16 protein-coding genes are annotated in these 22,674 nt (G+C 65.6%); 14 read left to right on the top strand and 2 right to left on the bottom strand.

Annotation, left to right across the window (positions count from 1 at the left end; all coding sequences use genetic code 11):
- Positions 1-206: 206 nt before the first annotated feature.
- Both C0216_RS33825 and C0216_RS11250 read right to left on the bottom strand, forming a co-directional pair.
- Positions 207-368 (bottom strand): hypothetical protein, encoded by a 162-nt coding sequence (locus tag C0216_RS33825; protein ID WP_174250377.1) that lies wholly within the window; start codon positions 366-368, stop codon positions 207-209.
- Between the two features lie 383 nt (positions 369-751).
- The gene (locus tag C0216_RS11250; RefSeq protein WP_114055135.1) at positions 752-1,267 is read right to left on the bottom strand and encodes a helix-turn-helix domain-containing protein; all 516 of its coding nucleotides are present in this window, start codon (positions 1,265-1,267) and stop codon (positions 752-754) included.
- A gap of 446 nt (positions 1,268-1,713) precedes the next feature.
- Between C0216_RS11250 and C0216_RS11245 the strand changes: the two genes are divergently transcribed.
- The 14 genes from C0216_RS11245 to C0216_RS11175 all read left to right on the top strand — a co-directional run bounded on the left by C0216_RS11245 (position 1,714) and on the right by C0216_RS11175 (position 22,515).
- Positions 1,714-2,106, top strand: a complete 393-nt coding sequence (locus tag C0216_RS11245) for a hypothetical protein (protein ID WP_114055134.1) — start codon at positions 1,714-1,716, stop codon at positions 2,104-2,106.
- A 138-nt stretch (positions 2,107-2,244) separates the two neighbouring features.
- The gene (locus C0216_RS11240; protein ID WP_114055133.1) at positions 2,245-3,549 is read left to right on the top strand and encodes a hypothetical protein; all 1,305 of its coding nucleotides are present in this window, start codon (positions 2,245-2,247) and stop codon (positions 3,547-3,549) included.
- 581 nt (positions 3,550-4,130) lie between these two features.
- The gene (locus C0216_RS11230) at positions 4,131-6,011 is read left to right on the top strand and encodes a phage tail tip lysozyme (RefSeq protein WP_162793169.1); all 1,881 of its coding nucleotides are present in this window, start codon (positions 4,131-4,133) and stop codon (positions 6,009-6,011) included.
- 193 nt (positions 6,012-6,204) lie between these two features.
- Positions 6,205-7,188, top strand: coding sequence for a hypothetical protein (locus C0216_RS11225; RefSeq protein WP_114055130.1), 984 nt, complete (start codon positions 6,205-6,207; stop codon positions 7,186-7,188).
- Positions 7,185-7,886 (top strand): hypothetical protein, encoded by a 702-nt coding sequence (locus C0216_RS11220; protein ID WP_114055129.1) that lies wholly within the window; start codon positions 7,185-7,187, stop codon positions 7,884-7,886. The genes C0216_RS11225 and C0216_RS11220 overlap by 4 nt, the downstream gene beginning before the upstream one ends.
- 74 nt (positions 7,887-7,960) lie before the next feature.
- The gene (locus tag C0216_RS11215) at positions 7,961-8,749 is read left to right on the top strand and encodes a hypothetical protein (RefSeq protein ID WP_114055128.1); all 789 of its coding nucleotides are present in this window, start codon (positions 7,961-7,963) and stop codon (positions 8,747-8,749) included.
- Positions 8,746-9,456 carry a hypothetical protein gene (locus tag C0216_RS11210; protein WP_114055127.1) on the top strand — a complete coding sequence of 237 codons (711 nt, stop codon included), beginning with the start codon at positions 8,746-8,748 and terminating at the stop codon, positions 9,454-9,456. Before C0216_RS11215 ends, C0216_RS11210 begins: the two co-directional genes overlap by 4 nt.
- Positions 9,457-9,519: 63 nt before the next feature.
- Positions 9,520-10,044: a hypothetical protein gene (locus tag C0216_RS11205; protein ID WP_114055126.1), complete on the top strand. Its 525-nt coding sequence runs from the start codon at positions 9,520-9,522 to the stop codon at positions 10,042-10,044.
- Positions 10,044-11,078 (top strand): hypothetical protein, encoded by a 1,035-nt coding sequence (locus tag C0216_RS11200; protein WP_114055125.1) that lies wholly within the window; start codon positions 10,044-10,046, stop codon positions 11,076-11,078. The genes C0216_RS11205 and C0216_RS11200 overlap by 1 nt, the downstream gene beginning before the upstream one ends.
- A gap of 95 nt (positions 11,079-11,173) precedes the next feature.
- The gene (gene mobL / locus C0216_RS11195) at positions 11,174-13,450 is read left to right on the top strand and encodes a relaxase MobL (protein WP_114055124.1); all 2,277 of its coding nucleotides are present in this window, start codon (positions 11,174-11,176) and stop codon (positions 13,448-13,450) included.
- A gap of 90 nt (positions 13,451-13,540) precedes the next feature.
- The gene (locus C0216_RS11190) at positions 13,541-14,089 is read left to right on the top strand and encodes a hypothetical protein (protein ID WP_114055123.1); all 549 of its coding nucleotides are present in this window, start codon (positions 13,541-13,543) and stop codon (positions 14,087-14,089) included.
- Positions 14,090-14,378: 289 nt separating this feature from the next.
- On the top strand, positions 14,379-16,133 hold the full coding sequence (locus C0216_RS11185; protein WP_216827068.1) for an AAA family ATPase: 1,755 nt from the start codon (positions 14,379-14,381) through the stop codon (positions 16,131-16,133).
- A gap of 141 nt (positions 16,134-16,274) precedes the next feature.
- Positions 16,275-18,332, top strand: a complete 2,058-nt coding sequence (locus C0216_RS11180) for a hypothetical protein (protein WP_114055121.1) — start codon at positions 16,275-16,277, stop codon at positions 18,330-18,332.
- Between the two features lie 136 nt (positions 18,333-18,468).
- Entirely contained in the window at positions 18,469-22,515 is a 4,047-nt protein-coding gene (locus C0216_RS11175; RefSeq protein WP_114055120.1) for a type IV secretory system conjugative DNA transfer family protein, read from the top strand.
- Positions 22,516-22,674 lie beyond the last annotated feature (159 nt).

Below are 22,674 nucleotides of genomic sequence, written 5' to 3'. Positions count from 1 at the left end.
CGGCGACGGACGCCGGGCTGTCCGAGCGCAGCTTCTCGCCACCCGTGCCGCGCCCATCCGGACACGGCGAGGCGAGGTTCCCGATGGCACGCTCGACCACCGGTTCATTACGGGGCAGAAGCCGCTGATCCCCATTGCCCGCCAGAGCGGACCAAGGCCGACAAGCAACCCCGGCTCATCGGGCAGTCTCTGCGTGCGCCCTCAGGTCAGCGCAGGCCATCCGTGTTGTCGAACTCTTCGCCGACCGGGAGTGGCGGATGGTCGTCCTCCGAGGTCTCGCCGTAGACGACCGAGGAGACCGCCCTGTCGTATGCCTCGTCGAGACCGTTCCCGCTTGTGCCGAGTATGTTTTCCCAGTCAAATCCCATGCCTGCGATCCTATCCAACTGCCCGACTGTCTTGGTGATTTGGGACACTGCGGCCGTGCAGCCGCACGGCCTGGAGCTACGTCCGCCGACGGATGCACGGGCCCGTGGCCGACCGAAGGCCGACCAGGACGATGTGCCCCTCGACGCACGGATCCACACGACCGGCGTGAGCGGCGACGCGCTGCACGCGATGCTGCACCGGCACCTCGAGCGGTCGGGAGGGATCCGCCGGCATACGGCCTGCACAGTCTGCGGGCTGGTCATGTCACCCGGATACGGCGGAACGACGCGAGCACCGAGGAGATCATGCAGGCCGGCCGGTGGCGGAAACCGGGACGGTGAACGTCTGCGACCGGAAGTGCAACCCGGCCGCCCGCACAGCGTCATGCACTTGGGCCTGGGCCTGGGCCTTCTCCGGCCGGCTTGTTGCGGACATCACGCATCCGGGCATCGAGAGCGGCCTGGGTCTCCGGGTCGAGCTCGTGGTCGCCGGCGGTTTCAGGGTTGACGCTCAGCGCGTGGGAGACGAAGGCCTCCCGCTCGGCGGAGAGTTGCCGGATGGTCCGGGTGATCCGGTGGATCTTCTGCAGCAGCCTCTCCCGCTCCTGCTCGGCGATGGCGAGCTCGGCGAGCTGCTTCTGGATCTCAGCCTCGTTTTCCCGGGCGTAGTTGTCGCTGACCAGTGTGATCAGCGGAACCCCGAGAGCCTCGGCAGCGGTGACCGCCTCATCGAGCCTGACCGCACGGGTCTGCTGCTCGATGCGCGTGATGGCAGTGGAGTCAACGTTCGCACCAAGCAGTGCGGCCATGCGGCGCGCCAGCTCTGCCTGGCTGATGCCGAGGCGTTCGCGCTCTTGACGAAGCCGACGGGCGAAAAGGTCACCGGGCAGTGGGTTCATGGCGGTTTGACACTTCCTGGTCAAGATCGCGATCGACGGGGGGCGGCAGGCGGGGGCGGCCCACCTCGGAATCGAGCAGGCCGACGTCGCGACACTGCTGGAGCAGCACCTTACACATCCCGAACTGCGGATTCCACAGCCGCCCGCTGCACGTCAACGGCCGCGCGCCACCTCCACGACCCCGCACCGCGACGTCGATTCGCCTCGCCTCCGAGGCTCTTTCGAAGGTCTATCGATACATCTAGCGCGCCCCTACGATCGACGATTCGAATAGTGTAAGTTGACCACTCGGGATGCACAGGTATACGAGTCAGCAAGAGGAGTCGATGGATGTCAGCGACCTACCCAGCCCCTGTCTCTACCTGTCATGGTAGGTAGTCAGCGCTTGTTGCCCTGCGACTCGATGTCACACCGCTGAATGAATCGAAAGGCGAGAGGAAAGAAGTATGCCGAAGACCGACGGGGCAACCGTCCTCATGCAGGCACCCCTGCCGAGCGCCGCCTGGGACCTGACCAGCTTCCTGCAGAACGCCAAGTCCCAGGTCCAGCTCTGGGGAGGTTCTGTACTCATGCTGCTCGGCGTTGTCGGCCTGGTCTGGGGCGGCGTGCTGTTGATCAAGAAGCTGATGGCCAACCCGCAGTCCGCCGGCCAACAGCAGGGCTGGGGCACGATCGCGCTCCTCGTTCTCGTCGGCGGAGCTTTGAGCACCGGCGGCTGGACGCTGATCTCGACGATCGGCTCCGGCGGCCAGCAGACCATTACGGATCTCGGCGGCGGCACGGTGATCGCGCAGACCTTCGACCAGGTCACCGGATTCCTGAGCGGCCCTTCCAAGTAAGGGGCCGTCACGGACTGCGCACACGGACGGTGACAGAGCCATCGAGCGAACCGGGTCGGTTGAGGCGCGAGGCCTCTTCCGACCCGGTTCGCCATACCCGGGCTCGCAGCACGGTGCAGGCGCGAAAGAGAGCAGAACATGGGGATCAGGAACAAGGCACTGGGCTTCAGCAGGAAGTTCAAGCTTGACTCGCACCACGCGATCGAGCGGTTCGGGGTGTTCTTCGGCATCTTCGCGGCCACGGGCGCGATCGCGATCGGCGCATCAGGGATCTCGGCATACCAGGCGGGACGTGACTCGCTGTCACAGACGGCGCTGTACACCAGCGACTTCAAGACGTCGAAGACGAATCTCGGCGGAACCGTGGACGGGGTCTACACCAACCAGCGCGGCAACAGGGCGCTCGTGATGATGCACTTCAGCCCGACCGCTCAGATCTCGTACAACGCCGCGGACTACAGGGCGTTCCTGCTCGGGTCGGACACCTCACTCAACAGCGAGCCGGTCAGCACCAGCGGGATCAAGGGATCCCTCTACGCCTTCGGCTCGACCGGCTACATCGGGGTCCTCCTGAACGCCGACCGGCCCTTCGACCGTCAGGTGTTGAATCTGACGGTCCGTGCGAATGCCGAACTCACCGCGCCCGGAGCCCAACCGAAGCAGAGCAGCGGCAAGCTGGCCGGTGACGAGACCTTCACCAAGTACGACCAATGGCGGGTCTTCTTCAACCCCGGTGCGTCCGGGGTCCAGAAGATCGCGGCGCTCGACGCTCCGACCTTCGATCCCGCGCAGGCCTACTACTGGGTCGCACTCAAGAAGAAGGAGACCGAGGCCAGAAAGGCCCTGGACCAGAAGCTCGTCGAGATGCGCGCGAATCTGACGCAGATTCGGTCTTATACGTCCGACCTGCAGATGACGAAGATCGACGGGCTGTTCCTGCGTCCGCCGACCGTTCCGGCCTCGATCGCCACCGACAAGATCACGGGGGTCTCCGCAGCCGAGGCAAAGGACGGTGTCTCGACGCTGGCGCTGCAGACCAAGCACGTCGCCCCCGGCGGCTTCGACCTCAACTGGCGAACAGGCAACGTCTACGACGGCTACCTGGACGCCCTCGTGCCGGCCGGACAGAGCTACGCCCAGCTGTTCACCAAGAAGCGTGACGAGGGGTCGGATCCGACGATTCAGCAGATCTCGGACATGCAGTGGATTCTCTCGGATGGCACCAGCCTCACCAAGGACTACCAGTCCTCTGACGTGACGATGCGCCCGCTCATGAACATCATGAACAACCTTTCACATGCGTATCAAACCTACTCAGTGAACAAGTCCAAGTACCAGTCGGACCTCTCACTCGAACTGCTCAGACTGGACGTGAGTCTGCGGGACGTGCAGTCCAACAGCACCGTGCGCGACGACAAGGACTTCCTCACCACGCTCTACTGAGTGCGGCGAAGGAGTGTCGGATCCTGCTACCTGGATTGAGCCGGAAAGGAAACTGCATGGCCGCCGACCAGCCGAATCGGAGCTCCGAGAGGGGGACGCCGAAGGACCAGCCGGACACGTCGGCGAGTCAGGGGATGCCCCGGCAGGGTCGCGGGACCAAGAGCCTCGATTCGGCGGCGCCCCTGCGCCGGCACAGCAGGATGAAGGCGGCAGCGCCCACCCGAAAGGAGGGCATCGAGAAGCCTCCTGAGGGCAAGACAGCCGTGCCCAAGCAGCTCCCGGGGCGGGAAGCTGACCCTTCCAGTCCTTCCCCATCCCGTCCTTCCCGTCCTTCCCGTCCTTCCCATCCTTCCCATCCTTCCCGTCCTTCCCGTCCTTCCGATCCTTCTAGCCCTTCCGGCCCTCCTGGTCCTCCTGTTCCTTCCGGTCCTCCTCGTCCTTCCGGTCCTTCTGACCCCTCCGGCACGGCGAACACCGCGCGACCGAAGATGGCGGAGGCCGGGTCGAAGGTACCGGACAGTGCAGACACCGCAGGCAAGACAGCCGGGGCCGCGAACGCCGGGGCGACGATCAAGCAGGGTATGAACGGCGTCGCCGGGAACCTGGCCGGAGGCGCGACCCAGAAAGCGATCGAAGGAGACGGCAGCAGCGCGACCCGTCGCAACGTCGGGCGTTACGCGGGAGCTGCTGTCTCCGGTGCCGTGGCCGGCGCACAGGCCGGCGGCCTTCCGGGAGCCGCCGTTGGCGCAGCGAAGAACCTCGCTGTCGAGGGTGCCCAGGACACGGTCAAAGGCGTGTCCAAGGCCACCGGCGGCAGCCCGGACGCCAAGCCGGCCGACCAGCGCAAGCTGGGTGTCGGCGGCACGGGCTACGAGCGCGGCGCGACGAAGGACGACGAGGGCCTGGGCTCGAAGGCGGCCAAGGGCGTGGCCATCGGCGGTGGTGCGTCTGCTGCTCCGCCGGCCATGGGCCTGGTCATGGCCATGGCCTTACTGAACTGGCTCAAGTCCATGTTCTTCGCAGCCATGGCGATGGCCGTCAACGCCGGGAAGCTGCTGTGGACTCTCTTTGTCAACATCCTCAAGGCGGTTGGTCATGCGATCGCCGCACCGTTCATGGCGATCGGCGGCTTCCTGGCCAAGGGGGCCGGCGCGGTCCTGGGCTTCACCGTCACTGCGACGATGGCCCCTGTAGCGGCAACGCTGTCGGGTGCGGTCGCGATGACCGCCACCGTGGCCCTGCTGGGCACGGTGCTGACCGGTGTCCTCAACTCGACGGCGTTGACCGAGGGCAGCATCAACGCGAACAGAGCGGCGTGCGTCGTCAACGCGGACAACGTCGGCACCGGTTCCGGTGCCACAGTCCCGGCGAACGTGGAGAAGAACGCCAAGGAGATCTACTCGGTACTCAGCACTTGGGGGATGCCGAAGGAGAACATCGCGGGCATCCTCGGGAACTGGTCACAGGAGTCCGGGATCGACCCGACGAGTGTGCAGAACTTTCCGACGGGGACGTATGCCATGACCGCCGCGAAGGCCGACGCCGCGCAGAACACGAACAACGGTATCGGCCTTGGGCAGTGGACGTTCGGCCGCAACACGCTCCTGCGCCAGTACGCGCAGCGCAAGGGCGTCGACTGGTTCACGATCAAGGCCCAGTTGGCGTTCATGGCCGATGGTGACAACCCGGGCGACGTTGCGGTCTTCAAGGACATGCTCAGGAAGTCGCAGGGCTCGCCGCGTGCGGCGGCTCTGCACTTTCACGAGAACTGGGAGCGCTCCGCCGACGGCGCGGCCGGGCTCGCTGTACGAGGCGACAACGCCGAGATGTGGTTCGGCAAGATGAGCGGCTGGTCGGTCGACAGCTCGATCGTCGGTGGCGTCGAGGACATCGTCGGCGGGATCATCGACAACATATCGAACGCGATCAACACGATCCTGGGAAACTGCGCCTCCACGGCCGGCGGTTCCATCTCGCCGAAGGACGGCGGGATGACGCAAGAGGAGGCCCAGGCCCTCGTCGACCTCTTCAACAAGGAGGGCGACAAGTTCCTCGACGACCGGTACGGTCCGGGCGGCGGCCCCGGTTCCTGCGGCGACAACCACGCGATGAACTGTGTGAGCTTCTCCACCTACTTCGTGAACAAATACACGACGTTCCAGGCCTACCCGGTCGGTGATGGCAAGGAGACGGCCTACACGATCGCGAGGGAGACCGGCAAGACGATGCAGTCGACCCCCGTCCCCTACTCGGTCGGGTCCGGGCCGGGATCCACTTCCGTCGGCCACACCCTCGTGGTTCTTGGCGTCCAGGGGGACAAGGTCATCCTCGGTGAGGCCGGCTACTGCGCCTACATGGGCCGGGTCCGCGTCGACAGCGCGGCGCGGATGGCTGCCGAAGGCTGGAAGTTCGTGGACATGTCGGATGCGATGCTCGCCTCCGACAAGATCAAAACGGCCTGACGCGCAGCACCTGACCTGGGAGGAAGACGCCGGTGCTCGGCGATCCGGGCACCGGCTTCTTCGTGTCCGAGTCAGGCCCGCGCGCCGGTTCCACCTTCGACGCTCTCACTGAATGGATTCACACTCGGCCATGAATGGCTTTTCGTATAGGCTTCGATCGTTCATGAGAACAACACGGAGTGAGGAGCGTTCCGTGACGACAACCCCTGACGAATCCGAGGGCATCGGATCTGAACAGGAGAGCGAGTCGATGCCCGGGGAGAAGCCCGCGGTATCGAAGACGCACACGAAGGTCACCGGAGTCGAACTCGAAGAGCGCTTCGCGGGCTGGATGATGCGCCGGCGGGAGAAGGGCCAGGCCCGCGCCCCGGCGGACAACGCGCGCCTGCTCCGTCGTGGCGTCACCGCGGTGATGAGTGCCGGGATCCTCGCCCTGGTCATCACTGCGGGCGTGACCGGCGAGAGCTTCAAGACGACCACAGCGGACAACAAGGCACGGATCCTCCAGCTCACGCAAGAGTTGGACGATGCCCGGTCCAAGCCCGCGAAGGCGGACGTCGGCGCGCAGTTGTCAAAGCTCGCCGAGGCGGCAGCCGCCGACGCGGAGAAGGTCGCGGCGGGTGAGCAGACCTTCGCTGAGTTGTACCACCGGGCCGATGTCCAGCCCAGCCCGAAGAACGGGGCTCCGAACCAGGCCACGCTGGAAATCATCGAGCACCGACGGCACTTGGCGCCGCTGTTCGGCAAGGACTCCTTCCTCGCCAGCGACAAGGAGGCGTACAGCACGTCGTCGCTGACGCCGTTCGACGCGACCACCGAGATCGATCCGCGCCACGCCTGGTACATCCGCTACGAGGGCGACAAGGCGGCTGCCCCGAGCACGTACGCATGGAAGGTCGAGACGGTGATGCCCGATCTGAGCGTGAAGGGCGGCTCCGGCGCGACGAACCAGGCAAGGGTCATCTGGCTGTGCCGGGACACGACGAGCGGCGAGGTGCTCGCCTGGGCGAGCGCGCGCTACGTACGCAATGGCACGGCGGGGGCCTTCGACCACCTGGCCCTCGTGGTAACCGCCGCCGGGGCTCCGCACGAGAACCCGGCGGTCAGGATGCCGGCCGGGTCCGGAGTACCCGAACTCAGCGGCATCGGCACACAGGAGGCGGGCGGGAAGCGATGACGGAGCAGACGGCAGCACCCGCGCGGCGGGGATTCTTCCGGCGCAACCTCTCGGCCCTGGGGACGGCAGCGGTCCTCACGGTGGTCGCGACGGTTGGCGGAGTGACCTGGAGCAGTCGGCACGCGGCCCTGGTTGAGCAGGAAGCCCGGATCAACGAGATCGAGGGACATCTGGCGGCAGTCCGGAAGAGTGACGCCGAGCAGGTGGACGCGGACGTGATGGCGGCCATGGGTGTCAGCCGGAGTCGGCTGAGCACCGACCGTGAGCGCATCAAGTCGCTGCTCTCGATGGTCTTCACGTGGGACTCGGGGCAGAGCTACGAGGCTGCGCGCGAGAGGCTGAAGAGTCGGTTCGACCTCACCGAGAACGAGAAGTTCCTGAAGTCGTTCATGCCCCCGTCGAGGTTCAACGAGGATTCCCAAGGGCGGCGTTACCACTACATCGACGCGGTTGGCCTGAACTCGGCCCTCGGCGCGGATCCGGACGTGGAGGTCATCGACGCCAAGGCGGGCGTCTACACCTACGCCGTCCTTGCCGACGTCGAGGTCACCTCCGACGCGACGTCCCAGAACAAGGCGAGCAAAGCCAGTGTCACGGCGTACCGGCGCGCGCTCCTCTTCGTCACGGTCGACGCCCAGGGCAAGGTCGCGAACCTCTCCGGCGTGCCGGCGAGCGGCGAGACTCGCCATTCCAAATGACTCATGCAGCCTTTCGACTCGTCTCACTGATAGAGTCAGACTGGTATTTGAGTGGAACAGCGAGTTGAGGAGCGATGGCGTCGACACAGACCGATGAGTCGGGCGGGTCCGCGGTACGCAAGACGCGCTTCGTCGCGACGTCCAGGTCCTCGCAGGAGGGCGCGGACACTCCTGAGCGCATGGAGCCCGCGGGCAGCCTGCGCAAGCGCACCCTTGCCGCCGGTCTGAGCATGGGTGTCGGCGCACTGCTGTGCTTCCTGCTCTCCGCAGGAATATCCGACGGCCAGAGCGCGGAGCGCGGTACGGCTGTACCGGAGGTGTCCTCTCTGCGGGAGCAGCTCAGGATCACCGAGGCGAAGACCGCGGCGCTACCGAAGGCCGACGACGCCGAGCGTGGTCTGACCGCGGCCCTGAGGGCGGCTGGTCAAGTCGCGAAGCTGCAGAACGACTACCGCTACCTGACGCCCAAGGTGGCGGCAGGCGGCGGCAAGCTCGACGCGGCGACGTCTCAGTCGACGCTACGCAATCTCATCCCCTACTTTGCCCCCTCGGTACACCGGGAAGACCTGGGTCCGTGGTACCTGCTCGCCGGCGACAAGGACGTACCAGCCGGCGTCGGGATCCCCATGAGCTTCGACTCGGGCTTCGAGTGGGCCGGCCAGGTGCCTTACCTGGTCAACGACGACGGCACCATCGCGGTGACCTGGCTGGCGATGGAGACCAGGACCGGGGCGGGCGAAAAGCCGGCGGTGCTGGCCTGGGCCCGCGCCGACTACGACCTGGTCCGCAACGCATTCGTGAACATCCGGACCGGTACGACGGTCACGGGCAAGGCTCTGGAGCAGGAGGTGAGGGCACCGTGAAGGAGGAGATCAACGACAAGTTGCGCCTGCACGCCGGGAGGATCCTGCTCGGCGGCACCGGGGCGCTGCTCGCGCTCTCGGTGGTCACACTCGGAGCCGGACTGCTCGGCGACGGTCCGGCGGTGTCGGACATCCAGGACAACGCGGTCGTTCAGAAGCTCGAAGGCGACCTCAACGACGCCCGGACCGAGCTCGCGGCACGGCACACGGCGCTGCTGGCCCAGTTGCCGGGCGTGGACATCGAGCGGGTGAACCGTGACAGGACGACGGGCCGGTCCCTTCTGCTCGGCCTCACGGACAGCTCGGCGTCGAGCCGGACCGTCAAGGAGCAGCAGGCGCTGCTCGACGCGCGCTACGGCTTCCTCGACCACAAGTCCCGGGTACTGACTGAGTTCGTGCCGGAGTGGATGACTGCGACCGGGGCCACGAAGGGCGCTGGGACGACGTACGCGCTTGCCGATCTGGACATGCATGTGAGTCGAGTGCAGGGCCTGAACTACTCCTACACGGGGGTGGCCCGTCTCGATCCGGTCCGCGTTGGACCGGACAAGAGCAGCGCCGCCAAGAGCGAGTTCGTGGTCCTCGCTTACTCCACCTCTCAGGACGGCACGGCGACATCGCTGGACGCCTACCGGGCCTCCGGCAAGACCCGCGACGCCCTCGTCGGGGCCGGCGAGGAGCAGTCCTCCCCCAAGCCGAACCGGTGAGCGAAACACCCACCGTTTCGGCACGCACCCCAGAAGACCTCTACGAGACGTAAGGACACGAAGATGTCGACTCAGGCCCTGGAGAAGACCGAGACGACTGTCCCGACGAGCACGGCCTCGGCGGCGAGGAAGACCACGTCCAAGCCTGAGAAGGAGCCCAAGGCTGCGAAGCCGCACACCGGATGGCGGCGCCTGGCTCCGGGGAATCAGGCCGGTGGGGTCTCCGTCGTGGTGTGGGCGGGGTTCTTCCGGGCCGTCGTCCTTCTCGCCGACTACCTGCTGGCATGCATCACGGCCGTGGTCATCATCCCGCTGCTGGGCGCATGGCTGCACCAGCAGTCGGGCGCATCCCGGGTAGCGCTCAGCGCTGATGGAACCGTCGCCATGTGGCTAATGCCGCTCCTCTTCCTGGTCGCACTGCTCGTCGCGGGCGAGATCGTCGTGATGCGCGGCATGTGGCGCTGGGCAACACGGATGATCGCGAGGATCCAGGACGCCCGGGGCGACGCGACCGGGACCCACGTCACACCGGAGTCCACGACCAGGACCGCCAACCAGAGCAGGACCACTCGCAAGAGGAGCAAGTGATGCGCACCGCAGGACTGACGATGAACGACGTATGGGCCCACCGTGTCCTGCGTGAACGAGGAGTGGAGACGTACCGGCTGGAGGGCGTGGTCGTCGAGCTCGGCGTCATGGTCGAATCGCTCGACCTCAAACATCGGGGCCGGGAGGAGAACTACCGTCCGTATCTGCACATGACGGGCGAGCTGCGCTCGGTCACCCCTGCGGAGGCCCTGCCGTTCGGTATATCCCAGGTGACCTACTCCCCCGGCCAGGGCGAGAGGGTGGACGCCTTCTACGAGTTCGACGACCAGCAGCTGGTGGTGCTGGCCGGCAAGGGATACTTCACGAGTGGCTTCACCGTGCCCGAGCAGGTCACCGGGATCGAGTGGGAGCTGCCGGCCACGGCGGACGTGCTCGTCCTCGCTCCGTCGGAGGTGCAGACCGAAGGCGATGTGCCCGTGGTCTTCACCCAGATCCACGGCATCGGGGGCTTGGAGATCGATCTCGAGTCCAGCGGCTACGACCTCGCCGGCTACTTCGCCGACCAATCCAAGAACGGCGCCCCGCGGGCCGAGGCCGTGGTCGACGCACGCGGGCTGAAGTCGCGCTCGGACGCGATCAACCCGCTGTTCACCGAGGACGAGCTGGGCCTGGACACCGAGACCAAGCAGGTCGTCGGAGCGCCCGCGCCCGAGGCAGCGCCGGTGGCTGACGGCATGAACGCACGCTTGCGGCAGATCGAGGCGGAGATCGCCGCCGAACGGGAGCAGTACAAGACCGAGCGTGCGAGCACCGAGGGCACCATGGAGAACCTCTACCGGGAGCGCGTGGCTGCACCACTGCACAAGGCTGTGGAGCAGGAGGTGCCGTCCGCTTCCTCGGTCCCGACCCGTGAGGCGCAACGCGACCTGAACCTCGCTCCCGACCGGGAGGAGGAGGCACGCCGACATGAGGCCAAGCCCGTCCCGAGCCTGGACGAGCGCAAGCTCCAGGTGGCCCGGCGTGCGGCCGATCTGGACTTCGGCGTTGACGACGAGCAGAGCTTGGGCTCCTGAGGACGGATCAGGCATGACGTGCGCGGCCCGGGGAGCCGGCTGACAGCAGCCGGGGCCCGTGGTGCATCGGTGGCGAGACAGGAAGGAGAGCGACGATGGGCCTGAAGCAGGACATCGTGATCGTGAATGAGTTCACCGTGCAGCTGCCCGGCGGCAAGGGATCGCGCGGCGCGACGCCGGGCGACTACATCACCCGGTACATGGCCCGCGCGCAGGCGACGGAGTCCCTGGCTCCGATCCAGCGTCTGCGCACCGACGACTTCATCCTGCGCTACACGGCGAGGGAGTCCGCCGTCGAGCGCGTCGGCATTTCGCGGGGTGCGGCGAAGCACGAGATGCGCCAGGCGCAAGGCCACGGCGGCGTGGCCTTCGGCTACGGCTCGGTCTCGCTCTCGGACGAACAGCTCAAGGCGGCCGGCAGGGACATCCAGCACTACTTCGACGCGGGGCACACCGTGTTGAAGACCGTGCTGTCTTTCGACGAGGAGTACCTGCGGAAGCAAAAGATCATCGACGTTGACTTCCGCTGCGAAGCCCGCGGTGACTACCGCGGCCACATCGATCAGATGAAGCTGCGCATGGCGGTCATGTACGGCCTGGAGCGGATGGGCTCTGGGACCAGCGGCTTCGACGACCTGCGGTACGTGGGGGTCATCCAGGTCGACACCGAGCACGTGCACTGCCACCTGGCCATGGTCGACGGCGGCCGGGGCCAGGTGACGAAGAACGGCACGCAGCGCGGCAAGCTACTGGACCGGCACAAGTCCCGGCTCCGCCGCGGCGTCGATGCCTGGCTCCACGAGAAGCAGGCGGTCGCCCACCTCTCCAGCGCCGTCGGCTACGAGCGGCGCAACGTCACCACCTTCATCAAGCGGTGGGCGCACGAGCGGATCCGTGCCGAGTCCCTGCCGCAGTTTCTGGTCGCCTGCCTGCCTGGGGACCGAACGCTTTGGCGCGCCGGCTCGGACGACGCTCGCATGCGCAAGGCGAACCAGTTGGTGACCGAGCTCGTGGAGGAGCAGCTCGAACGTGCTGGGTCCCCGATGCCCGCGGCCATGGAGCGCATCGTCGACTACGCCAACGAGCGCCGCGCAAAGGAGTCTCTGAGCACGGAGGAGTGGCAGAAGCTCGTCGAGCAGGGACGTACGCAGATCACGGAGCGCGCCGTCAACGGCATCTACCAGATGCTTCGGGCCATGCCGGAGTCGGAACTGCGGGTGCGCACGCCGATGCTCGAAGTCATGGGGATGGACTACCAGCAGATGGCGGCGCTGGCTGCAGATCGTCGCGTGGGCCACGAGAACACGGAAGCCGATCTGGTCTCCTTCGGCTTCCGGCTGCGCAGCTACGCCTCACGTCTACGGCATCACCGGGAGAAGGCCGGGGTCTACCGCGATCTCACCCACCAGTGGGAACGGGCCGAGAAGGCCGGTGTGGCGGCCGAGGATTCGCGCCCGCTCTACGACTTCTACCGCTTCGAGGAGGCCTACCACTGGAGGCTGATGAGCAAGTACCGGCACTTCCTGCCCTTTGTCGGCGGTGCGGGCGCATGGCACGAGCAGCAGCAGGACGTGGCGGCTTACGGCCGGCGGCTGCTCTCGCTCATGGCCCTGCGCGCGGATGCCTCTCTGCAGCGGATGAAAGACTCCGAGGAGGCCGAGAATCTGGGCCGGACGATCTACGGTCAGCCCGGCGGCAGGCTCCTGACCGAGGGCATGCGCGGCCGGGCGGTGCTGGACGCGCGCATTCGGACGATGAAGCAGTCCTATGACCGGAAGTTGCACGGCCTCCGGGCCGATCTCGCTTCCTCCGGCCTGGTGCTGCGCGTGGGGTCGGGCGCCGAGGACCGGGCGAGTACGGAGGCGGACGCGGTCAGCACGGACTTCAAGGTCGGCGTCGGTACCGCGTATGACTTCGACGAGGTCAAAGGCTTGGATCTGCATCACCTGGGCTACGACTTCGTCACCGACGTCGTCATCGGCGCGCGCGCACACCAGGCCTTCGTCGAGACGGCCAGGGATCGCCGACGGCTGCTGCTGGCGGCGATGGACTACCTGGACCAGTCCGGTCAGGCAGAGGCAATTGCCGATCTGCCGGTGAACGACGTCGCGGCGATGACACGGGTGTCCCGGGAGCTGACGTCCCAGCAGACGGGCCGGCGATCCGGCTCGCTCATGTTGCGTTCCCGAATCGCGGAGCTGCGCGCCGGGCGCGAGCAAGCCGCGGGGATGCGGCGGTCCAAGGCTTCCTCGCTGGACGCCGGCCTGGTCGTGCGGGTCCAGGCCCGAGTCGATCAGGCTGTGACCACAGCAGAGGCCGAGATGGCATTCGACTCGCATCAGCCGTCCATCTCAACCGCTTTTGAGCCCTAACCAGACAAGCCGATTACGTCTTGTTCGGGCGATGTGACTGATCGCGGTCGACTGTCGGATGACAGTCGGAACAAGTGGAGGGGAGAGAGCATGGCACTTCTCAGGGGCCGGGGCGCGATGACCGGAGTCAACCTCATCGCGATAGCCTACAAGAAGGGCTTCACCAAGGACGGCAAGTCCCGGTACGCCGACATCCAGCTTGACGCTCGAGACCTGCGCGGCCCGAAGCAAACGAACCTGCATCTGAAGTCCGATCGGGTTCAGGGCGAGGACGGCAAGGTCCGCCACAACAACGGCGCCCCGTACTCCACCAGTCAGATGGAGGAGATCGCCGAGGCCGCGGGGCCGAACACCGAGCCGATCCTGGACAAGGACGGCAACGAGATCGGCACCATCTACGGCTTCAAGGGCAATGTGATGCCCGCGACGCACGGCACCGGCCTGGTGGTCAACACCAAGTCCGTCAAGGCCTCCGAGTTCGTGGTCGACAGCAGAACGCTGGACCGCCAATTGGCCTCCATGCGTGCAGCCCGCGAGGCCCAGGCCGCGGCCAAGGAGTCACAGGCTCAGTCTTCGGCTCCCGAGACCGAGCGGGAACAGGCAGCCGAGGTCGAGGTCGACCAGCCGACGGTCGGCTGACACCAAGGGCGAGGCCGAGTCAAGCCCTCGAAAGGGCCCCTGGAATGACATCCAGGGGCATTTCGGCTACACGGAATCGTCTTGATCCACTGGAGTGCACGACCTACGCGTACGAGAAGTCGAGCACTGATCACGCGGCCGCCTTCCAAGACCCATCCACGAATGCCCTCACGAGCCCTTTTGCCTATCACTGCACGCCCTATCGAGTGTGGCGCATGATAGATTTCGACTGATTTCACAGTCGGATCGCCAGTCCTGTCGAGAGGTCTTGTGTGGCATGTTTCAACAGGTGCAGCTCAACGAGCGCTACCGGCTCCTGTCCAAACTCTCCGAGCCGCTGAAGAAGGCCGAGCGCGACATCGTCGGCCGCGAGCACGAGACGACACAGCTGCTGGCCTCGCTGAGCCGTCCCGAGCTGTGCAACGCGCTCCTGTTGGCCGAGGCCGGCACAGGCAAGACGGCCCTGGTCCAGGCCACGATGCTGGTGGACAAGGACCGCCTCTACCTGGAAGTGGACCCAGCGCGCATGATCTCCGAGGCGGGCACCGCCGAGAACATGGCCGCGATCCTCAAGGGCTTGTTCGACGAGGCCGAGGACTTCGTCAGAAACGAGAGGCACGAACTGGTCCTCTTCATCGACGAGTTCCATCAGGTCGCGCAGCTCTCCGACGCCGCCGTCGAGGCGATCAAGCCGGTCCTCGCCGCATCGGGAACCCGCGGCATCAGGATCATCGCAGCGACAACCTACGAGGAGTTCCACAAGCACATCTCGCCGAACCAGCCGCTCGTCGAGCGACTGCAACGCATCAACCTGAACCCGCCCGACCAGTCGACGACCATCAAGATTCTGCAGGGCATGGCCGAACGATATGGGGTGGCCGACGAGTTCTACGACGACCACATCTTCCGGCAGATCTACGAGTACACCCAGCGCTACATGCCGGCCAGCGCTCAACCGCGCAAGTCGATCCTCGTGCTCGACTCCATGGTCGGCTGGTCCCGCCTGACGCACCGGCCGATGGACCGGGACCTGCTCTCGGACGTGCTCATGGAGACCCTGAACGTGAACGTGGCCTTCAAGGTCGACGGCGCGAAGATCAAGAAGCAGCTGGACGAGAAGGTGTTCAGCCAGGAATGGGCGACCAGCGCGGTGGCGCGTCGCCTACAGCTGGCGGTGGCCGACCTCAACGACAAGGGAAAGCCAATGGCGAGCCTGCTGTTCACGGGCTCCACCGGCGTCGGCAAGACCGAACTCACCAAGCAGCTGGCGAAGCTGCTGTTCGGCGATGACCAGCGGCACCTGATCCGCTTCGACATGACGGAGTACGCCGAGGACTCGTCATTCGCGGCCTTCCGCTCCGAACTCACCAAGCGGGTGTGGGACCTCTCCCACGCCGTGCTGCTGTTCGACGAGGTCGAGAAGGCCTCGGCCATGGTCACGCGCGTGCTGCTACAGGTGCTCGACGACGGCCGGCTCAACGACGACAACAACCGCGAAGTGAGCTTCCTCAACACGTACATCGTCCTGACGACGAACGCCGGCACGGAAATCTACAAGAGCATCTCGCAGTACGCCGCCGACGACACCGGCTCGGGCAAACAGCTGATGGAGTACGAGAAGCTGATCCGCCGCTCCATCTCCTCGACGACAGGCGACAACCGGTTCCCGCCCGAGCTGCTGGGCCGCATCGACGCGATCGTACCCTTCCAGCCGCTGTCGCTGCCGACGCAGCAGAAGATCGTGCGGAAGAAGCTTCGGCAGATGGTGCAGGAGGTGTTCGTCAAGCACAACGTGCGGGTCGACGTCGATGCGAGGGTGCTGCAGTACCTCATCGAGGACAAGGGTGACACCGACTCCGATGCCGGCGGCGCGCGTGCGGCCGTGGCGAGGCTGACCGACGAGGTCACCACCGCGGTGGCGACCTTCCTCAACGAGCACCCCTCAGAGCGACGGATCCGCATCGACGTCGTCGGCGACTTGGTCAGCGACGACAAGAACCTGCTGAGTTCCGATGCCTACATCGAGGTCAGTGCGGTGCGATGAGTCGGTAAAGGCCGACGGAACCTAGTCGACTAGCGGGCCGATAGTCCTTTGACGCCCTATGGTTGCTTATTCAGACAAGGCGACGATAGGATGCTCGTAAACCAGGCGGACTGTGTTCCTTTGGCGAGGAGATCGGCATCGATGGGCATTCTGGGAGCGGCGGCGGTCCGCCAGAAGAAGGAACGGAAGAAGAAGCCCAATGAGCTTCTGGCCTCCGTGGTGAGAGAGACGGCGATCCCGGCAGCGGTCGAGTTGCTGCGGTCGAACACTCCGTTCGTCTTTCCCAGCGGCACGGCCTGGGTGATGCTCGTGCTTGCTGCCGAGGAGATCGGCGGCTTGAGTACGCGGCACGGCCGGGACGAGGCGAAGGGCTCGATCATCGAGCTCATCAGCTCCGACCAGATCCGCACGGTGGCCACGGCAGAGATGCTCGAGGAGGAAGTCTTCGGCATCATCCCCACCGACGAGACTCTCGCGCGCATGGAGGAGTACTCGCTGCTCACCGGTGCCACCTACGCCTGGGCCGTCGTGTGGCAGAAGCCCGGCGGCGATCTGCTCGTCGATCTGGTGAACGATGCGACCTTCGCACAGGCGCGCTTCGTCGCCGCAGGTGTCACGACCCTCGAAGAAGCCGTGGGCAAGAAGGCGTGGGAAGAACACAGCGGCCTGGTCGCCGAGGCTGGGACCGCCGACCCCTCCCCGGCGCTCCTCGATGAGGACGAGGGGGATGCGATCTTCGATGAGATCCCCGGTGACGAGGGGGCTGACGAGGGCCTGGACGACGAGCCGCGTTTCGGCGACGTCGTCGACGACGATGAACGGGTGGACGCACCCGTGTTCGACGGGGACGACATGGACACCGTTTCGGTCGAGTCGGAGCCGGACTACGACGGCGACGACGTGACCGGCTACGAGGGCTTCGACGAGACCGGCGCCGGCTACGACATCGAAGGCGACCACCAGGAAGCCGGCGACGCCGTGCTGCTGGCGGATCAGGCCCAGGTACGCGACGTCATCGCCCGCCGGTTCCTCTCCGAGGAGCTGGACTTGGACGTCCGGCTTGACGAGTTCAACGCGACCTTCACCATCGGCGCACCGGTCGTACAGATCGCCGTGCCCGAGGGAGCGACCGAGTGGCTCGGGGACCAGGTCGCCCAGCTCAACCGGCAAGCCAACGCGGACTTGATGCAGCTCCGTTCCGCGCACGAGGTTGAGCTGCGTGCGCTCTACGTCAACCTCATGTCGGCGCACACCGAGCAGGTCATCCGTGCGGTGGCCACCGACCGCGAGGGCTCCCGGTACAAGCTGTTGAAGGACGCGGCCGAGGCTGAGCACCAGCAGCGGCAGACAGAGAAGGAGGAAAAGGCCCGAGCCCGCCGGGCGGAGATCGCCAAGGAGTATGAGGCGCAGGCCGCCAAGGTGGCCCAGCAGGCGGCGCTTTCGGCGGAGCTGCAGTACAAGGAGCGCAACCGCTCGCGGATGGAGCGCGAGCAGATTGACTCCGTCGCCCAGATCGAGCGGGACATCGAGGATACCCACGCGCACAACCAGCAGGAAATCCTGCGGGTCCGGCGGTCGGACGCAACGCTGAAGATGCAGACCGGGCAGACGCGGATATTCGAGGTGCTGGCCGAGCGGCAGTCGGAGTACCTGGCGGCCGAGGAAGAGCGCCTGAACCGGTGGAAGTCCGAGATCCAGCGAATCGTCGACGACAACCGCAAGGCGGACATCGCCCAGTCCGAGGCGCTGGCCGAGCACCAGCGGACCACGGACGAGATCGGCATCCTGCGCCGGGAACAGCGGGACCTCCTGGAATCGATGCGCTCTGAGCACGCCGACCGGATCCGCCGAATGGAGGACGAGCTCGAGCGCAACCGCAAGGACGCCATCACGCAGATGGCGACTCGGGACGCCGAGTGGCAGCACAACCTCAACCTGGAGAAGGAGAAGACCAACTTCCAGGTGACGCGGGCCACCGACCTGCTCGAGCAGCTGACGGCGGTCGAGGATTCAACGGCCAGGCGGTACGAAGCCCGCCTGACGGAGATGCAGGCCGACAAGGAGGCCTACGCCAACGAGCTGGCACGGGCTTCCGAGATGCAGAGCCGCTCGAACAAGATCCTCGTCGTCATGATCGTCACGCTCTCGCTCCTGATGGCTGTGGCCGGCTTCATCGTCGGGGTGGTCTTCATCCGTTGAGTGATCCGGTCATGACCGACGGGGTGATCTGACGGCGCACGGGGCGCGTTCCCCATGCGCCGTCGTCGTCTGCCGAGCCGGGCGCAACGGACAGCGGGACAGCGAACTGGGCAAGGCTCGAAAGTAAGGAATCACGATGGCCACGAACAGGCGGAAGGCGGCGCGGCCGAAGGCGAGCAGCTGGGAGAAGATCTCGGCGCGGAAGCCCGGCGAGACGCTGACGAACCGAGACGTCCACGACAACCAGCAGCTGGACCGCAGCAAGTTCCTGACCCTGAGGTCGACCAGACCGGGCATCGTCGTCGCGGTCATTGCCGGAGTGCTGGTGACGGTCGTTGCCTGGGTCTTCTACTCGCTCATCGCCGCGGCGGTGCTCTCGGCGGGCGTGTTCGTGGGCTCGGGTGTGTCCGGCAGCGGCAGCGGCAAGCCGAGTGCGTACTACGTTCAGGACACCATGACGGGTGCGGGCGGCTCGGTCGTGAAGTGTTACCGACCCCTGACCGAAGACGGCAACCCGGACGTGAAGGCTAAGTGTCACCCCAGCGCTGGGGCTGTTCCGGTCCCCGTCTGGTACACCGCTGCGAAGGACGGCAACCTCGGCGCCGGCAGGCCGGCTGAGCCCGAGAAGAGCGCGACGACGGTCGGAGAGCAGCTGGCCGACGTTTCGGGGTTCAAGCTCTTCATCACGCTCGGCTCGGGTCTGATGGTCGCCCTCGTCATCGGCACGTGGTTCTCGCGGAGGGTCGCCGCGGCGAACCTGATGAACACCACGAGCGACATCAACCAGTACCAGAACGACCAGCACATCGCCCTGCCGGAAGAGATCCAGCAGAACTACGACTGGTTCCCTGACGCCGGTGCCCACTCGAGCGTGCAGGTCAGCTCGATGCTCAGCCACATGATGCTCAGGCAGAAGGGTCTGGGCACTGTCGAGGTCGCCCAGCGCGCCAAGGAGGACGTCACCGATGAGGAGGGGAACCTCGTCTATTACGCCGGCGAGGCCATGGACGACGACGAAGGCAGTCCGCTGACGCAGACCCTGCCGATCATCGACGAAGTCTTCGGCGACGAGCTGTTCGAAGCCTCCGGCCTCCCCGCTGACAAGACCCTGCGACAGAAGTACGACGCCACACGCATCCCGTACAACCCTGACGGCAAGAACCGGGACAAACTCGGCTTCGGATCGAACGCATACAAGACCGTCGCTGCCCTGATCAAGGAGGACTGGACGTTCCCGGAGTACGAGGTCCAGCGCCCTGCCGGGGCGTACATAGTCGATACCGCGCCGGTGAACACCATGGTGCTGGCCATCACCCGAGCCGGTAAGGGCCAGACGTACATCGAGCCGGTCATCGACATGTGGTCGCGAGAGAAGAAGCCCTCGAACATGGTCATCAACGACCCCAAGGGCGAGCTGCTGGTGAAGAACTACGTGCCCCTGGTCACCAGGGGGTTCGAGCCGGTGCAGTTCAACCTGATCAACTCCATGAAGACCGACATCTACAACCCCCTGGGGCTGGCGGCCGACGCAGCGCGTGAAGGCAACTTCACCAAGTGCGCACTGTATGTGGAGAACATCGCCGGGATCTTCTTTCCGCTCGACGGCGGCGAGGACCCGGTCTGGCCCAATGCCGCCAACAACGCCTTCAAGCGCGCGGCCTACGGACTCATCGACTTCTACCTGGAAGAGGAACGGGAGCTGCGCAGCGCCGCAGCCGTGCTGGACATGGACCCGGTGCTGCTCGAGCAGAAGCTCGATGACCTCTGGGGCAAGGTCACGCTCTACAACTGCTACCAGCTCTTCGTGCAGATGAGCTCGAAGAAGGTCAAGAACCCTGAGGCCGAACTGGAAAAGCGGGTCAAGGCAGGCGAGTTCGACAACGACGCGGCCGCCCTGGCCGAGGAGCAGGCGAAGGCTGCGGCCCGGGCCTTCATGTGGGAAGGCAAGGCCGATCAGGACATGCTCAGCCTGTACTTCAACGCGAGCGAAGCGCTGCCCCGCAACAACATGCGCACGATGGTGGGCAACGCCCACAACGCGCTGCGCTCGATGGCCGGCGCAGAGAAGATGCTCGCCTCTGTGTACGGCATCGCGATCACCGCCATGTCGTTCTTCACCGACCCCACGATCTCGACGCTGACCTCGGGCAAGCCGTCGCAGAACACCGACCTGGCCGGCCTGAGCTTCCCGCGTCGCCTCGGCGTGCGCTTCGCGCCGAACTACGTCAAGCGCGACCACCTCGTCGGTCAGCAGGCCGTGTGGTCCGCCTACGCGGACCCGATGTTCACCGAGAACCTCGGCGAGGACTTCGAGCACGAGGAGATCGTCGGCCGCGAAGGTTGGGCCCGGTACAACTTCAAGGGCAAGTTCCCCGGCGCCGAAACCTGGATCAAGCTGGAGCTGGTCAACCCCCAGACGAAGATGCTGCTGCGCACCTTCTACTTCAGCTTCACGAAGACCCACCAGGTCTCGCTCAATGGCCGGCACTACGTGGTCGAGCCGGTGACGGGCAAGAAGATCGTGAAGAACGGCGTGATGCGCGAGCTGAAGCCGGTGCGTGAGGGTGGCACTCGGGACGGGAAGATCCTGTCCTTCCAGGCCGGGGACACGCTCTACCCGGACACGCGGCTCGACTTCTCCGGCGGCGGCAACCCGGAGAAGGTCTCGTATCAGGCACGGGCGATCACGCAGAAACTGTCTCGCTACTCGGAGGCCCCGAAGGCGCTGTTCCTGGTGACTCCGCCTCACCTGATGAAGTACGCGAAACTGATCCTGATTCTGGTCAAGCAGCTGTTCGATGTGAGCGCCGACCAGTCGTACATGACGAAGTCGAACCAGAAGCCGCTCTACCGCACGCGGTTCATGCTCGACGAACTCGGCAACCTGCAGTCGGAGGGCAAGGGCATCGACGGCTTCGCGACGATGCTCTCCATCGGCCTGGGCCAGGAGCAGCAGTTCACGCTCATCCTGCAGACCCTGCAGCAACTGCGCGACGTCTACGGCGAGAGCGTCGACAAGATCGTGCAGGGCAACACCTCGAACATCGTGTTCTTGAAATCCACGGACGACTCGATGATCGAGACGCTGGAGAAGATGAGCGGCAGGACTCACCGCTCGTACAGGGACAGCAAGCAGATCAGCCAGGATCTCGACAAGGTCATCGGCGGCAAGACCGAGGGCCGGGTCTCCTACACGATGAGCACCAAGGAAGAGCCGCTGATCAGCTACAACGACATGGCCTTCCTCTCGCCGCGCAACTCGATCGTCTTCCGGGCCGGCGATGCGCCGATCTGGAACCGCAACCAGACGATCCTGCCGATGTCGGTCCGGCTGCTGAGGGACACGATCAAGCACCCGGGGCACACGTACTCACTGCAGACGATCCCGACGCTGTCCAGTGCCATGGACTTCGACGTGCGGATGAATCAGCCGGACTTCGTGAAGATGCTGGAGAAGCGCATGCGGCAGGCGGTCAAGGCCGCGGACGCGAAGGCGCAGTACAAGGAGATCTACGGCTACCGGGAGGTCGACATCGAGCGCCTGGACCCGGACGTCTACGCCGACGAGGTCATGGAGGTCATCACGACGATGACCACGGTGGACGAGGGGCATGACCCCAACGCTCCGGTGGTCGTCGACCCCGACGAGTACGAGGGGATGAGCATGTTCGACGAGGACCAGTTCATCGAGAACGTCGAGGTCGGTGTCGCAGTCGCCGAGAGTCAGGCGGTCAGCGTCGAGCGGCGGCGTCTGCTCTACGCGGAGGGGACGATCAGCAAGGAGATGCTGGTCAATCCCGACGGCTCGGCAAAGGTCAGAAGCCTGGACATCGAGATCGCTGAGGCTTACAAGTCCGCGCAGACCGAGTTGGAACAGGATCGCGAGCACTTCTCGGTCGGCGGCGACGGCGAACTGCGCAGCGCCGATGGGTCTCAGACCTACGTCAGCCAGATCCGCTCGGACGCGTACGCCAAGGCCGCCCGCCTGATCAACGGCCACGTGAAGGACGAGGGCTCGCGGGTGTTCGCGGAGGAGGACGTCACCGAGGAGGACCTGAAGTCGCTGGCGACGGTGAAGGTCCACTCGGCCTTCTACCAGTACCTGGCCTCGCTGCCGAGCTGGGAGGTGCTGGCCGACGGCCGGTTCGACAGGGCGATGGCCATCGAGATGAACTCGAAGTAGCCGACGGCCGCTTGGGGTCGGACAAGGATCACCACCAGTGCCGAGGCGATCTCTCACCCGAGACAGACAGCCTCCGCACTGGCCTTTCAAATAGCTTTCAACTCTCTTTCGATAGGCAATGTAAGCTCTCTGCATACCGGAGCATCCACAGGAAGCTGA

Source organism: Streptomyces globosus, assembly GCF_003325375.1.
Taxonomy (GTDB): Bacteria; Actinomycetota; Actinomycetes; order Streptomycetales; family Streptomycetaceae; genus Streptomyces; species Streptomyces globosus_A.
This window is presented reverse-complemented; position numbering and strand designations above follow the sequence as displayed.

Coding starts and splice junctions, on each gene's coding strand:
- C0216_RS33825 (WP_174250377.1), bottom strand. CDS start 368: ATGGGATTTGACTGGGAAAACATACTCGGCACAAGCGGGAACGGTCTC.
- C0216_RS11250 (WP_114055135.1), bottom strand. CDS start 1,267: ATGAACCCACTGCCCGGTGACCTTTTCGCCCGTCGGCTTCGTCAAGAG.
- C0216_RS11245 (WP_114055134.1), top strand. CDS start 1,714: ATGCCGAAGACCGACGGGGCAACCGTCCTCATGCAGGCACCCCTGCCG.
- C0216_RS11240 (WP_114055133.1), top strand. CDS start 2,245: ATGGGGATCAGGAACAAGGCACTGGGCTTCAGCAGGAAGTTCAAGCTT.
- C0216_RS11230 (WP_162793169.1), top strand. CDS start 4,131: ATGAACGGCGTCGCCGGGAACCTGGCCGGAGGCGCGACCCAGAAAGCG.
- C0216_RS11220 (WP_114055129.1), top strand. CDS start 7,185: ATGACGGAGCAGACGGCAGCACCCGCGCGGCGGGGATTCTTCCGGCGC.
- C0216_RS11215 (WP_114055128.1), top strand. CDS start 7,961: ATGGCGTCGACACAGACCGATGAGTCGGGCGGGTCCGCGGTACGCAAG.
- C0216_RS11205 (WP_114055126.1), top strand. CDS start 9,520: ATGTCGACTCAGGCCCTGGAGAAGACCGAGACGACTGTCCCGACGAGC.
- C0216_RS11200 (WP_114055125.1), top strand. CDS start 10,044: ATGCGCACCGCAGGACTGACGATGAACGACGTATGGGCCCACCGTGTC.
- mobL (WP_114055124.1), top strand. CDS start 11,174: ATGGGCCTGAAGCAGGACATCGTGATCGTGAATGAGTTCACCGTGCAG.
- C0216_RS11190 (WP_114055123.1), top strand. CDS start 13,541: ATGGCACTTCTCAGGGGCCGGGGCGCGATGACCGGAGTCAACCTCATC.
- C0216_RS11180 (WP_114055121.1), top strand. CDS start 16,275: ATGGGCATTCTGGGAGCGGCGGCGGTCCGCCAGAAGAAGGAACGGAAG.
- C0216_RS11175 (WP_114055120.1), top strand. CDS start 18,469: ATGGCCACGAACAGGCGGAAGGCGGCGCGGCCGAAGGCGAGCAGCTGG.